This is a genomic window from Okeania sp., assembly GCF_983059655.1.
The window spans coordinates 1,747-17,381 of record NZ_CEZPJD010000076.1; the positions used below are offsets into that span (position 1 = coordinate 1,747).

At 37.1% G+C, this 15,635-nt stretch carries 6 protein-coding genes; 4 read left to right on the top strand and 2 right to left on the bottom strand.

Translation table 11 applies throughout. The annotated features are described in order from the left end of the window. The coding region (locus AC3DU7_RS07040) for a proton-conducting transporter transmembrane domain-containing protein (protein ID WP_488038644.1) at window positions 1-680 on the bottom strand (680 nt) is incomplete at its 3' end. 265 nt (window positions 681-945) lie between these two features. Continuing rightward, entirely contained in the window at window positions 946-3,033 is a 2,088-nt protein-coding gene (locus tag AC3DU7_RS07045; protein WP_488038645.1) for an NAD(P)H-quinone oxidoreductase subunit 5, read from the bottom strand. Between the two features lie 664 nt (window positions 3,034-3,697). Here AC3DU7_RS07045 and AC3DU7_RS07050 point away from each other — a divergent pair. From AC3DU7_RS07050 to AC3DU7_RS07065, 4 genes are all read left to right on the top strand, one after another. Beyond that, window positions 3,698-5,011 carry an RNA-guided endonuclease InsQ/TnpB family protein gene (locus AC3DU7_RS07050; protein ID WP_488038646.1) on the top strand — a complete coding sequence of 438 codons (1,314 nt, stop codon included), beginning with the start codon at window positions 3,698-3,700 and terminating at the stop codon, window positions 5,009-5,011. Between the two features lie 30 nt (window positions 5,012-5,041). After that, window positions 5,042-8,443, top strand: coding sequence for a response regulator (locus AC3DU7_RS07055; RefSeq protein WP_488038647.1), 3,402 nt, complete (start codon window positions 5,042-5,044; stop codon window positions 8,441-8,443). Between the two features lie 405 nt (window positions 8,444-8,848). Then, window positions 8,849-12,259, top strand: a complete 3,411-nt coding sequence (locus tag AC3DU7_RS07060; RefSeq protein WP_488038648.1) for an ATP-binding protein — start codon at window positions 8,849-8,851, stop codon at window positions 12,257-12,259. A 350-nt stretch (window positions 12,260-12,609) separates the two neighbouring features. After that, the coding region (locus AC3DU7_RS07065; RefSeq protein WP_488038649.1) for a response regulator at window positions 12,610-15,635 on the top strand (3,026 nt) is incomplete at its 3' end.

A 15,635-nucleotide genomic window follows, 5' to 3' on the forward strand; every position in this document is an offset into this window, starting at 1 on the left:
AAAATTGGTAACTTCACAGCATAGGCAATCAAAAACGCTCCATATAACAATAGTTGCAGATTCAGAGCATAATCTTTCGCAGCAACTGCCCTCATATCAAAAGTAACAGTATCGCCATAAAACGCCATTGTTAACGCTGCTATCAAAATAAACAGCGAACCACCTGCGGTATAAAGAATAAACTTAGTTGCTGCATACAACCGTTTTTTACCACCCCAGATGGAGAGAATTAGGTAAACTGGTACTAATTCTAATTCCCAAACTAGGAAAAATAGCAACATATCCTGCACGGCAAACACAGCTATTTGACCGCCGTACATTAACAACATCAAGAAATAAAATAGCTTTGGCTTAAAAGTTACAGGCCACGCTGCCATAATTGCCAGAGTTGTGATGAAGCCAGTCAGGATAATTAGTGGCATGGATAAACCATCAGCTCCCACTGACCAATTTAAGTCTAATTGTGGCACCCAAGCATAACTTTCTACCAGTTGAAGCTCGGGGTTACTCGTGTCATATCCAGTACAGAAGGCAGTCGTGATAATAGCAAAATCAATTAATCCAACAATTAAGGCGTACCACCGTACTGTTTTGCCGTCTTTATCTGGAATAATCGGAATTAGTAACGATGCAACTACTGGAAATAGAATGATTATAGTCAACCAAGGAAAATTAGTCATAAGTATTTAATTCTCAGTTGGAAAATTTTGTAATGTTATGAGTAGGAGGAAAACTTAAGTTTGAGTTCTTTTGTTTCCATTCCTGGTGAATTTAGTTTTACAGTTTGTGAGCATCAGTTATCAGTCATAATCCCCCTAAATCCACCTTTGAAAGGTGGACTTTGAAGACTCCCCCCTTTCAAAGGGGGGCTGGGGGGGATAATTTTGGAATTTTACCGACACCATTAAATCCCACTAGGAAAACCTCTGATAACTGATAACTGAATTAAACGCCAGAAAAGACTACTAAACCCAACACCGCTACAAATACAATGAGGGCATAAAACTGAGCGCGACCATTTTCTAAATATTTCAAACCTTCTCCAGTCAGAAGTGTAATAAAACCTGTTAAGTTAACAGCTCCATCAACTACTTTGTAGTCTACTTCCAAAACTTGACGTGCTAGACGACGACTACCTCTAACAAATAGAAAGTCGTTGAGGTCGTCTAGATACCACTTGTTGAGAGAGAAATTGTAAAGAGGCTTGATTTTTTCAGCGATCGCACTAGGGTCAATTTTACGACTCAAGTACATCAGGGAAGCAAAGGTAATACCAATTAAAGCAATACCCACAGAGTTACCTGCCATAATCAAAAATTCAGTCAGGTCAAACTCAGCCAGTTCCTCTAGCACCTCTGCCAAAGATTCTCCTGGTGCATAAATAAACTGTTCAAAATAATTAGCAAAAGGCGTTCCTAACAAACCAATAATCATTGAAGGAATCGCTAAAACCATCAACGGTAAAGTCATGCTAATAGGAGACTCATGGGGAGAGTCACTATGATGACCGTGGTCGTGGTCATGGTCATCATGGCCGTGTTCTAATTCTTTCGGGTCCATGGCACCTGGTCCGAAAGCCACAGCTGGGGTCATCTCGACCTTCTCACCTGTAGAGTTTGCAGCCATTAATTGCTGTTTAATTTGCTCATCGTTACCCCGGAACTCTCCCTCAAAAGTGGAGAAATACATCCGGAACATATAAAAAGCAGTCATTCCAGCAGTTGCCCAACCGATCAACCACAAAGCGGGGTTTGCTCCAAAAGCACTGCCCAGAATTTCATCCTTTGACCAAAAACCAGCAAAAGGAGGGATACCGCAAATTGCCAGAGTACCAATTAAAAAGCAAGCAGAGGTAACAGGCATATATTTGCGCAGTCCACCCATTAACCGCATATCTTGCGCCAAAACTGGATTGTGACCAACTACTGCTTCCATACCATGAATAACTGAACCGGAACACAAAAACAACATAGCTTTGAAATAAGCGTGGGTCATTAGGTGAAATAGTCCGGCGCTATAAGCTCCCACACCCATTGCCATAACCATATATCCCAATTGGGAAATAGTGGAATAGGCAAGACCTTTTTTAATATCATTTTGAGTAATGGCGATCGTTGCTCCTAGAAAAGCCGTGAAGGCTCCTGTCCAAGCAATAATATTCATTACTACTGGCAGATGTTCAAATACTGGATACATCCGCGCAACTAGGAAAACTCCAGCAGCTACCATTGTTGCTGCGTGGATTAGAGCAGAAATTGGAGTAGGGCCTTCCATCGCATCTGGTAGCCAGACGTGCAATGGGAATTGAGCCGACTTGGCCGCAGGTCCTAAAAATACTAAAACACCAAACAGGGTGGCTAAACCAGCACTCAGAGCGCCTGTTTCTACTAGTTGTTCCAGGCGAACGCCCATGACTTCAAATTCAAAGCTACCAGTCGCCCAGTAAATTCCGAGCATCCCTAGTAGCAGACCAAAGTCACCGACGCGGTTGGTCACAAAAGCTTTTTGGCAAGCATCAGCTGCTGCTTTCCGGTCGTACCAGAAACCTATTAGTAGGTAGGAAGATACACCCACCAGTTCCCAAAAGATATAAACCTGGACGAGATTTGGAGAGACAACTAGACCTAACATTGAGGAGCTAAACAAGCTCAAGTAGGCATAAAAACGTACATAACCGGCATCGTGAGCCATGTAACCATCTGTGTAGACCATTACCAAAAAGGCAACAGTAGTTACAATGACTAACATTAGGGCAGTCAGATGGTCGATGGTGTAGCCCATACTGAGTTTAAAGTCACCCGCTGCTGCCCACTCAAACATTTGAGTATAGGTTTCATGGCCATTAATTTGACTCCAGAGTATGGCAAAGGAGAGAACCATTGCAGTTCCTAACAGGGAGACTATGAATATTGCTGATCCCCGCCGCAAATTACTTGTGGCTTGACTATAGGATATTAGTCCCAGGCCGACTACCATTGCTCCAAGTAGGGGCAATAATGGAATCAGCCAGGCATATTGATAAAGGGCTTCCATAGTTTATGGTTACTTTATAATTTTTAATTAAGTAGACAAAACTAATAAGCATTCTTACACAGACTTTCCTGGGATCAAACTAAAGATCAATTTTTTTAATGGTTATGCAGGTATGAAAGTCAAAAGTCAAAAATAAAAAGTCAAAAGTTTAGTTGTATAGAAGCCATTTGGAATATTAGCTAATGTTGGGTTTTTAGGCCAAGAAGTGAGGATATTGATATTTAATTACTATAGATAGATATCTCCAACAATCAAAAATCATGCTCTTTTATTGCACTGTTATTCATCAATTCTTTCCCCCTACTCCCTACTCCCTACTCCCTACTCCCTACTCCCTACTCCCTATGCCTGGAGGAGATGCTTAATAGATCCGTTTAGGGGTTCTATAGTTAGATTTTGGCAATTTCTTATTCACGGTTTTAATTAGTAGTCTATACAAAGTGGAAATTTTAATTTTTTTTTAGTAGAATAGCTTAAGTAATTCTACTGGTGAAAGCTAATGTTTAATTTTGGATTAAACATATGACTTTTAATTTGATGTTGTGACAAATCCCGCATTATATTTCAATATTGGTGTTGGAATGAATCACAATCAATATCAGTACAGTTGCAGATATATAAAGGTATATGTTAAAATCTTATCATTGTTGTATATAAGCGATAAATGTGTCAGGCATATAAGTATAGAATATATCCAACATCAGAACAGCAGTTGACTTTAACCAAGAGCTTTGGCTGTTGTAGATGGTTTTGGAATTATTCACTAAGCTTATGCCATCAAACTTACAAAGATACTGGAAAAAGTCTTAGTCGATCGGCTATTCAAAAAATGCTTCCTCAACTCAAAAAAGAACATGAGTGGCTAAGAACAGATACTTATTCTCAATGTCTCCAGGTAGTAGCATTAAACTTATCTACAGCTTACAAAAATTTCTTTGATAGGCAGGCTAAGTTACCAAAATTTAAGTCTAAAAAGGGTAGACAATCTATTACTTATCCTCAAAATGTAGAATTTCAGGATGACTACATCAAACTACCTAAAATTGGATTAGTTTATTATCGTCGCCATAGAAATTTTTCAGGAGAAATCAAGACTGTAACTGTTTCTGTTAATCCAGATGGTAAATATTTTGTTTGTGTTTTAGTTGAAGAGAATCGAGTAAATCCTGAGAAATCAGCAGAAGGAAAAGCAATAGGAATTGATTTAGGACTAACTGATTTTTGTATAACATCAGATGGTTCAAAATATAAAAATCCTAAGCATATTGCTAAACACGCTCTTAATCTCAAACGGAAGCAGAAGAAATTAGGTCGTAAGCAAAAAGGCAGCAATACCCAAAAGAAAGCACGCATAAAAATAGCTAAAGTAAAGGGGAAAATAGCTAGATGCCGTGAAGATTTTCTACACAAGCTATCCCGCAAGATAGTAAACGAAAACCAAGTAATTGCAGTAGAAAATCTAGCTGTAAAAAATATGGTAAAAAAGCAGTGTGACTATGCCTCAGAAAAGGACACACCTTGTAACGCACCAAGACACAATAATTTAGCTGCATCTATTGGTGATGGTGCTTGGGGAATGTTTGAAACAATGCTGAGTTATAAGGCAGAAAGAGAAGGAAAAACTTATATAGAAGTCGATCGTTTTTTGCCTTATTCACAAACTTGCAATATTTGTTTAAATCAAGTTGGTAGTTTGTCTCCTAATGTGAAAAATTGGACTTGCGAGCATTGTCATACAACCCATGATAGAGAGATTAACGCTGCCATCAATATCAAAAATGAAGCCTTGCGGATATTGCGAGTGCGTAATTTGCCGTCGCATGACAAATGTAAAATGTACTCAAAACAGGAGTTAGGAACTAGCTCTACTGCCAATCTGAGGGAATGTAAGTCACCTGGCAAAACATCAGTTTTGTTAGATGCTATTCCTAGCGAAGATGGAAACCCATCCTATAGCAATAGCTATAGCATTGGGTAGTTCACACCTCTATTATTTAACCTGGGCAAAATGTTTAGCAAACTTCCCCTGAAAACTGTCCTCATTGTCCCTTTTGTTCTACAAATCTTTGGTGCTGTGGGTTTAGTAGGATATTTTTCTTTGATTAATGGGCGACAAACCGTTGATAACCTTGCTAACCAGTTAACCCAAAAAATTAGCAATGGTATTGAACAGCACGTTTTAGGATATCTAAACAAATCTCATCAAGTTTTAAGAGTAACTAATGATGCTATAGAAAGTGAAAATTTAGATGTTGATGATTTTGGCAGTCTGAGACTTTACTTTTGGCAAGTAGTAAAAGAACATGATTTAGAAGATTATCTCTTCTTTGGCAATGAAGAAGGAGAATTTATTGGGGTTGAACGTTTGGAAGATGGAGATATTCTTTTTAAAATTCGTAACTTTGCGACTCAACCTATTCGGGAAACTTACTTACTTAATAATCAAGGCAACATCAAGGAATATTTAAAAGGAAAAGCTTACGATCCTCGTATTCGTCCATGGTATACAGCAGCAAAGGAGCTAGGCCAACCAACCTGGAGTCCAATTTTTGCCTCCTTTTCCCGTGAAAATACTTCCTTAGACATATCAGCAGTCAGACCTATTTTTAACTCAAGTGGACAGTTTGTGGGAGTCCTCTCAAATAAAACAACCTTGGTGCAAGTCACAAATTTCCTGAGTAACTTATATATCAGCGCGAACGGACAGAGCTTTATTATGGAGCGATCCGGAGATTTAGTAGTCAGCTCTCAAATTAAGATGCCATTTATCATTACAGAAGGGGGTAAAAAGCGGAATATCGAACGTTTACCTGCCATTGAAAGTAATAACCCCACACTCAGCGCTACTGTCCAACAGTTAAAAGAGCATTTTGGTGATTTTAATAATATTGATAGCGATCGTAAGCTTAAATTTCTAATTGATGGAGCTTGGTATTATACCAGAGTCATGCCAGTTAAAGATGGTAAAGGTATTGATTGGTTAGTAGTTGTAATCGTTCCTGAAAATGACTTCATGGCACAAATAAACGCCAACACCAAGACCACTATTTTATTAAGTTTTAGTGCTTTGACGATCGCTATATTAGTAGGAATAGTAACTACTCATTGGGTTACTCAACCTATTTTACAAATTAATTCTGCTGCGAAAGACATTGCTGCAGGCCAATGGGAAAATACTCTCAATATTCACCGTCGCGACGAAGTTGGTGAACTAGCCAACTCCTTCGACCTCATGGCCAACCAACTTAAAAATTCCTTTCAAAGCTTAGAAGCAAAAAATGAACAACTCAAAGAATTAGACCGCCTCAAAAACGAATTTTTAGCTAACACCTCTCACGAACTCCGAACCCCCCTCAATGGTATTATTGGTCTTGGTGAATTTCTTTTAGAAGGAGATATAGTACAGCTAAATTCAATCGCTCAATCTAACTTAAGCATGATAGTTTCTAGTGCCCGTCGTCTATCTAATCTTGTGAACGACATTCTTGACTTCTCTAAAATTAGACACCATACATTAGAATTACAAATCAGAGCTATTAATGTTTATGGAGTAGTAGAGACAGTAGTTAGCTTAAATAAATTTTTAGTCAGCAAAAATAAATATCTGCAATTAGTAAATAATATTCCCAAAGATCTACCCCCCGTATGTGCCGATGAAAACCGTTTACAACAAATTCTCTACAATTTAATTGGCAATGCTATTAAATTTACTGAGTCTGGTAAGGTCGAAATTTTGGCAGAAGTAATTAGCAACAATTCTATAAACCCCCATCAGCAAATTCAGGCCCGAGAATACTCCAATCAAAATATAGAGCAATCTCAAGAACTGAGGATCGTTGTCTCAGATACTGGTATCGGTATTCCCGGCGATAAACTAGACCGAATATTTTACTCTTTTGAACAAGCAGAAGGTTCAACATCTAGAAAATATGGCGGTACAGGTTTAGGGTTAGCAGTCACAAAACAATTAGTCGAACTCCATGGCGGTCATATCTGGGTAGAGTCTGAAGTTGGTGTTGGTTCCAAATTTTACTTTACCCTACCAATTTCACAAGAATCTGTAATAGAAACCTCTACGACTTCCACCATCAATAGTATTCGTTATTTTGTAGATGCAGTAGAAAAATCTCCAGAAATTACTCCTCTCAATACTGATATTACTAATAGTAACTTTCATATTTTAATTGTTGATGATGAACCGATAAATATTCAAGTTTTAAGTAACCACTTAAAAGCCAATAACTATCAGGTTACTCAAGCATTCAATGGAAAAGAAGCTTTAGCTGCTTTAGATACTCACCAGGATATCGATCTGATTTTGCTAGATGTGATGATGCCTCAGATATCTGGTTATGAAGTCTGCGCTAAAATTCGGGAAAAATATCCAGCCCAAAGCTTACCCATTTTGATGTTAACTGCTAAAAATCAAGTCGCCGATCTAGTCATGAGCTTCCAATTTGGTGCCAATGATTATTTGACTAAACCTTTTTCTAAAGATGAATTATTAACTCGGATTAAAACCCATATTCAATTATCAAAAATTACTAATTCTTACGAACGTTTTGTCCCTCATGAATATGTTAAATTACTATCAAAAGAAAATATTCTGGATGTGAAATTAGGAGACCGTGTGAGTAAAGAAATGGCAATTTTCTTTTCTGATATTCGCTCGTTTACGAGTATATCAGAAAACATGACTCCTCAAGAAACTTTTGCTTTTGTCAATGGTTATTTGCAACAAGTTTCCCCAGAAATTCGCGATAGGAATGGTTTAATTATTAAGTTTATGGGAGATGGTATTATGGCAGTCTTTCCTGAAGGCGCTGATGATGCATTGCAAGCTGCTATAGGTAAACTGCGGAAATTACAAGAATATAATCAGACTCAACAAGTAGAGGGTTTTCCTCCTATTAAGGTAGGAATTGGCATTCATTTAGGCTTTATTATGGTTGGTATTGTGGGAGAGCCAAATCGAATGTCAGGAGATGCACTTTCCGATCATGTAAATTTGACAGCTCGTTTGGAAAGCTTAACTAAATATTACGGAGTTTCTTTATTAATTTCTGAATCAGCTTTTCAGGGTTTGAAAGATAAAGAAAAATATCAAATTAGATTTTTAGACCGTGCATCTGTCAAAGGTAGACATGAAGCTATTAATGTTTATGAAGTTCTAGATGGAGAAATTGATTATGTGCGAGAATTAAAATTAAAAACTCAAGCAGATTTTGCATTAGGTATAGAGTTTTATCGTTTAGGAGATTTTGTTACTGCCAAAGATTATTTTGAAAAAGTATTAGCCATTAATTCTTCAGATAAAACAGCTCAACTTTATCTAGAAAGAATTGATAAATTAACTGTAACTGGCGTGCCCAAAAACTGGGATGGGGTTTGGGCATTTACTCAGAAGTAAAGGCAATAGGGAGTAGGGGAGCGGGGGAGCGGGGGAGCGGGTTTTTGAGGAGGGGGAGAGGGGGAGACGCGGAGAGACTGTTCTCGTGTATCCGTTTCCTCATAGGGTAGGGACGTTGCATACAACGTTCCTACGGGAGTAATTTTTGGGCTACTCTCCTGCCCAAAATGTGCACCTTTTTGAGCATAAAGCAGCTCAAAGCTAGGTACTTTTTCCAGATATAAAAAGGCTAAAACTTTTATCTATAAATGCTTTTAGATTAGATCGGTAGAGCAATAATTATTAATTATTAATTATTAATTATTAATTGTTGCCTATTCCCTATAATTTGTAACATTCTTTTTTTTTAATTGGCATGACCAAATTCAAGTTCAGAGATATATTATAAATAAACTTAAAGCTTTTATGGTATTCAAACCTCTATCTCTCACACTGGGCAAAATGTTTAGTAAATTTCCTCTCAAAACTGTTTTAATTATCCCTTTTATTCTACAAATTGTTAGTGCTGTGGGATTAGTGGGATATTTTTCTTTTACCAATGGACGCCAAACTGTCGATACTCTGGCAAACCAGTTAACTAAAGAAATTAGTACTCGTATTGAACAGCACGTTTTAAGTTATCTCAACAAATCTTATCAAGTACTAAGAGTAACTAATGATGCAATTGAAAGTGACAATTTAGATGTTGACAATTTTGGGGCAATGCGATCCTATTTTTGGCAAATTATCAAAGAAGGGGATTTGGAAAGTGACCTTTTTTTCGGTAATGAGCAGGGAGAATTTATCGGTGTTGAACTTAATCCTGATAATGGTGAAATTGTCTTCCGGATTCGTACTATCGCTACTCAACCAGTTCGTGAAATTTATCGGCTAGATTCTCAAGGTAATGCGGAAGAGTTTGTAACAGTCAAAGAGTATGACCCCAGGATTCGTCCTTGGTATAAGGTGGCAAAAAAACTTGGTCAACCTACATGGAGTTCTATTTATCCAGCTTTCTCTCGAGCTAATACATCTTTGGATATATCCGCCGTTAGACCCATCTTTAATTCTGCTGGCCAGTTGATCGGGGTTTTAGCAAATCAGACGAGCTTAACCAGGATTACAGAATTTCTCAAAAACTTAAATATTAGCCCCAATGGACAAAGTTTTATTCTGGAGCGATCGGGAGATTTAGTTGTTAGTTCTCAGATTTCCCAACCATTCCTCACTACTGAAGCTGGTAAAAAGAAAAAAATTAAACGCTTATCTGCTATCGATAGTGATAATACTATAGTAAGTGCAACAGCCAAACACTTACAACAACAGTTTGGTAATTTTGACGAAATTGAGCATAACGAACAAATCAACTTTTTGATTGATCGAGAGTGGTATTACGCTAGCATCATGCCAGTTAAGGATGGTAACGGTATTGACTGGTTAGTAGTGGTAGTAGTCCCCGAAAATGACTTCATGGAAAAAATTAATGCCAACACTAGGAACACAATTTTATTCAGCCTTGCTGCTCTGATTGTCGCTATATTAATAGGAATAGTTACTACGAACTGGATTTCCCAACCTATTTTACAACTTAATTCTGCGGCAAAAGAAATCGCTGAAGGCAAATGGGAAAATCAACTCAATATTAACCGTGGTGATGAAGTAGGCGAACTTGCCAACTCTTTTAATCTCATGGCAATTCAACTTAAAAATTCTTTTGAAACTCTAGAAACACAAAATGAACAACTTAAAGAACTAGATCGCCTCAAAGACGAATTTTTAGCTAACACTTCCCACGAACTCCGAACACCACTAAATGGAATTATTGGTCTTGGTGAATTTATCTTAGAAGGTGGCACTGGAGAGTTAAATAAGAATGCCTCTTCCAACTTAAGTATGATAGTTTTTAGTGCCCGTCGTTTATCTAATCTCGTCAACGATATTCTTGACTTTTCTAAGCTCAGGCATCATAAATTAAAACTGCAAGTTAAACCAGTTGATGTGCTGGGAATGGTGGAAGTAGTGGTAGCTTTAAGTCAAGTTTCTTTAAAAAGGAAAAAAAGCCTGGAATTAATCAACAATATTCCCAAAAATTTACCCCCAGTTTATGCTGATGAAAATCGTTTACAACAGATTCTCTATAATTTAGTTGGCAATGCTATCAAGTTTACTGAATCTGGAATAATTGAAATTTCAGCCGCATTAGTTAGCGATCGTGCTACAACATCTCAAAATAATGGTCTTGAGCCGGAAAAACTTGTCATTACTGTCTCTGATACTGGTATTGGTATTCCTGCTGATAAATTAGACCGCATCTTTAAATCTTTTGAACAAGCTGAAGGTTCTACAGCTAGAAAGTATGACGGCACAGGTTTAGGGTTAGCAGTCACAAAACAATTAGTTGAACTCCACGGTGGTCATATTTGGGTTAAGTCTGAAGTAGGTGTTGGTTCTCGCTTTAGTTTTACTTTACCAATTGCTCAAGAAACTGTAGAAGAAACCTTTAATCCTTCAATAAATAGTATTCATTATGTCGATTTCGAAGAGCCACTAGAAATTGAAGAAATAACTCCTCTTGATACTAATATTTATAATAGTAATTTTCATATTTTGATTGTCGATGATGAACCGATAAATATTCAAGTTTTGAACAACCAGCTCAAGGCCAATAACTACAGAGTCTCCCAAGCATTAAACGGAAAAGAAGCTTTGGCAGTTTTGGATAAAGACAACAATATTGACATGATTTTATTAGATGTCATGATGCCCAATATGTCTGGTTATGAAGTCTGTGCTAAAGTTAGGGAAAAATATCCTCCTCAGAGTTTGCCCATATTGATGTTAACTGCTAAAAATCAAGTAGCTGACTTAGTTATGGGCTTTCAGTTTGGTGCTAATGATTATCTGACTAAACCTTTTGCTAAAGATGAATTATTAACTCGGATTAAAACTCATCTTCAATTATCAAAAATAACTAATGCTTACGGACGTTTTGTACCTCACGAATATGTGAAATTACTCTCTAAAGAAAATATTCTTGATGTGAATTTAGGCGATCGCGTGAGTAAAAAAATGGCTATATTCTTTTCTGATATTCGCTCTTTTACGAGTCTATCTGAAAAGATGACTTCTCAAGAAACTTTTGCTTTTGTCAATGGTTATTTACAACAAGTTTGTCCAGAAATTCGCGCTTATAATGGTTTAATTATTAAGTTTATGGGAGATGGTATTATGGCAATATTTCCTGAAGGCGCGGATGATGCTGTACAGTCAGCTATTTCTCAACTTCAGACATTACAGGAATATAATCAGACTCTAAAAGCGATGGGCTTGTTTCCGATGAAGATCGGAATTGGTATTCATTGGGGTCACATGATGGTTGGTATTGTGGGAGAGGAAACTAGGATGTCAGGAGATGCACTTTCTCATAATGTGAATTTGACTTCTCGTTTGGAAGGTTTGACTAAGTATTATGGAGTTTCTTTATTAATTTCTGAGTCAGCTTTTCAGAGTTTAAAAGAACCTCAAAAATATCAAATTAGATTTCTAGATAGAGCATCTGTTAAGGGTAGAGATGAACCAATTAATGTTTATGAAGTGTTAGATGGTGAAGTAGATTCTGTGCGAGAATTAAAGTTAAGAACTCAGGCAGATTTTGAACTAGGTTTAGAGCATTATCGTTTGGGAGATTTGGTTGTTGCTAAGAATTATTTTGAGAAAGTATTAGCAGTTAATTCTTCAGACCAAACATCTCAACTTTATTTAGATAGAATTGAGGAGTTAAGAATAACTGGTGTGCCGAAAAACTGGGATGGAGTTTGGGCATTTACCGAGAAGTGAGGAGTGGGGGAGTTTGGGAGGGCGAAGATGGGAGTTCTTTAGGACACGGAGAATGGGAGACACGGAGACGCGGAGATAGGGTTTTACCGTGTCTCAGTTTGCTTATGGGGAATAGAGGAGTAGGTACAGACGTTGCATACAACATCCGAGAGCGAGAAGTCAACATAATTATAATTAATATTAACTTAACTCAAATTAGTCAAAAAGTTATTCGATATGTTTTTGGGACTTACTCAAAATCCCCTTTACAAAAACAACTTCTGACTGTCTTGAGTGTGTCTTACATTTTGAGAGGACCTCAGAATTACACACTCACTTCTGACTTCTGACTTCGTTAACACCTGGGCAAAATGTTTAACAAACTTCCTCTAAAAACTGTTCTGATTGTCCCATTTATTGTACAAATTGTTACTACTGTGGGATTAGTGGGATATTTTTCTTTTACAAATGGACACCAATCTGTTGATAGCCTTGTGAATCAATTAACCAAGGAAATTAGCGCTCGTATTCAGCAGCACGTTTTGGAGTATCTTAACAAGTCCCATCAAGTGCTAAGATTCACTAATGAGTCAATTGAAAGTCGTAATTTTAATGTCTATGATTTTAATGCAATGCGACTCTACTTTTGGCAAATTATCAAGCAGGGAAAAGGGGAAACAGATCTTTTCTTTGGCAACGAACAAGGAGAGTTTATTAACGTTGAAATTAATCCCGAGAGCGAAGAAATTGTCTTGAGAATTCGTACTAAAGCTACTCAACCATTGCGTCAAATTTATCAGCTAGACGAGAGTGGCAATATCGGCAAATTATTGAAAGTCAAAGAGTACGATCCTCGGATTCGTTCCTGGTATCAAGCAGCAAAACAATTGGGTAAACCTACATGGAGTCCTATTTATTCAGCCTTTTCTGGTTCTAATTCTTCTTTGGACATAGCTGCTGTTAAACCTATTTTTGATTCTAATAATAAGTTAATTGGTGTTTTAGCCAATGAAAGCAGTTTGACACAGATTACAGAATTCCTCAAGAACTTAAACATTAGTCCCAATGGCAAAAGTTTTATCATAGAGCGATCGGGAAATTTAATTGCTAGTTCCCTTATTTCTGAACCATTTGTGATTACTGGAGTTGGTAAAAATAGAAAAATAGAACGCTTACAAGCTATTGAGAGCAATAATACCGTAGTAAGAGTCACAGCAGAATATCTAAACAAAACATTTGGCAACTTCAAAGAAATTAATCGGGGCGAACAACTTAATTTTCCCATTGAAGGAAAGTGGTATTATGCTAGCATCATGCCAGTTCAAGATGGTAAAGGTATTGATTGGCTAATAATTGTCATAGTTCCCGAAAATGATTTCATGGGCAAGATCGATGCCAACACCCGTACTACCATTTTATTAAGTGTTGCTGCTCTGACGGTAGCTATATTAGTTGGAATAGTGACTACTTATTGGATTACTCAACCAATATTACAAGTTAATTCTGCAGCTAAAGAAATTGCGGAAGGCAAGTGGGAAAACCAACTCAATATTGAACGTAGTGACGAAGTTGGACAACTTGCGCGGTCTTTTAACCGTATGGCAGCACAACTCAAAAACTCCTTTGAAACCCTAGAAACGCAAAACCAAGAACTCAAAAAACTAGACCGTCTCAAAGACGAATTTTTAGCTAATACCTCTCACGAATTACGAACTCCACTCAATGGCATTATTGGTATTGGCGAATTTCTGCTAGAAAGAAAAAAGGAAATCAACCCAATAATTATTTCCAACTTAAACATGATTGTTTCTAGCGCTCGTCGTCTTTCTAATCTAGTTAACGACATTCTTGATTTTTCTAAAATTAGATACAATAAACTAGAATTACAAATTAAAGCTGTCGATCTTTTTGCGGTTGCAGAAACAGTAGTTACTTTAAATCTATTAGTCAATAAAAAAAATCTACAATTAATAAATGCTATTCCCCAAAATTTGCCTCCTGTGTCCGCTGACGAAAATCGCTTGCAACAAATTTTTTATAACTTAATTGGCAACGCCATCAAATTTACTGAGTCTGGTGAAGTGAAAATTTCTGCCACGGTAATTACCTTTCAACCCCCCCATCCATACTATTCTAATCAAAATACAGATCAATATCAACAACCTCAACTACTGAAGATTGTTGTTTCTGATACTGGTATTGGTATTCCCGCTAATAAACTAGACAGCATCTTTGAATCTTTTGAACAAGGAGATGGTTCCACAGCTAGAAAATATGGTGGTACAGGTATAGGGTTAGCAGTCACAAAACAATTAGTCGAACTCCACGGCGGTCATATTTGGGTTAAGTCTGAAGTTGGTGTCGGTTCTAGTTTTAGCTTTACTCTACCCATTTCTCAACAATCTGTAGTAGAATCTTCTAGTTTTCCTGTTCCTACAGTCAACAGTATTCATTATCTCATTGAGGGAGTAGAAACATCTGTAGACATCGCACCCAATGAAAATCATCTAGCTGGGGGAGATTTTCACCTTTTAATTGTTGATGATGAACCTATAAATATTCAAGTTTTAAGCAACCACCTCAAGGCGAATAACTATCAAGTTACTCAAGCATCAAATGGACAAGAAGCTTTGGCAGTTTTGGATAATAACAATTTTGATATGATTTTACTAGATGTCATGATGCCCAATATGTCTGGTTATGAAGTCTGCGCTAAAATTCGGGAAAAATATCCTCCTCAGAGTTTGCCCATATTGATGTTAACTGCTAAAAATCAAGTCGCCGATTTAGTTATGGGTTTCCAATTTGGTGCTAATGATTATCTGACTAAACCTTTTGCTAAGGATGAATTGTTAACTCGAATTAAAACCCATATTCAATTATCAAAAATCACTAATTCCTACGAGCGTTTTGTACCCCAGGAATATGTAAAGTTACTCTCTAAAGAAAATATTCTTGATGTAAAATTAGGCGATCGTGTGAGTAAAAAGATGGCTATATTCTTTTCTGATATTCGTTCGTTTACGAGTATATCCGAGCAGATGACTTCTCAAGAAACTTTTGCTTTTGTCAATGCTTATTTACAAAAAGTTTGTCCAGAAATTCGTGCTTGCAATGGGTTGATTATTAAGTTTATGGGAGATGGTATTATGGCCGTATTTCCTGATGGTGTTGATGATGCTGTAGAGTCAGCTATTTCTCAACTTCAGAAATTACATGAATATAATCAAATCCTCAGATCAGTAGATGGTTTATTTCCGATTAAAATTGGCATAGGTATTCATTGGGGTCATATCATGGTTGGTATAGTGGGAGAGGAAACTCGGATGTCAGGAGATGCAATTTCTCATAATGTGAATTTGACTTCTCGTTTGGAAGGTTTGACTAAGTATTATGG

Coding starts and splice junctions, on each gene's coding strand:
- AC3DU7_RS07045 (WP_488038645.1), bottom strand. CDS start 3,033: ATGGAAGCCCTTTATCAATATGCCTGGCTGATTCCATTATTGCCCCTA.
- AC3DU7_RS07050 (WP_488038646.1), top strand. CDS start 3,698: ATGTGTCAGGCATATAAGTATAGAATATATCCAACATCAGAACAGCAG.
- AC3DU7_RS07055 (WP_488038647.1), top strand. CDS start 5,042: ATGTTTAGCAAACTTCCCCTGAAAACTGTCCTCATTGTCCCTTTTGTT.
- AC3DU7_RS07060 (WP_488038648.1), top strand. CDS start 8,849: ATGGTATTCAAACCTCTATCTCTCACACTGGGCAAAATGTTTAGTAAA.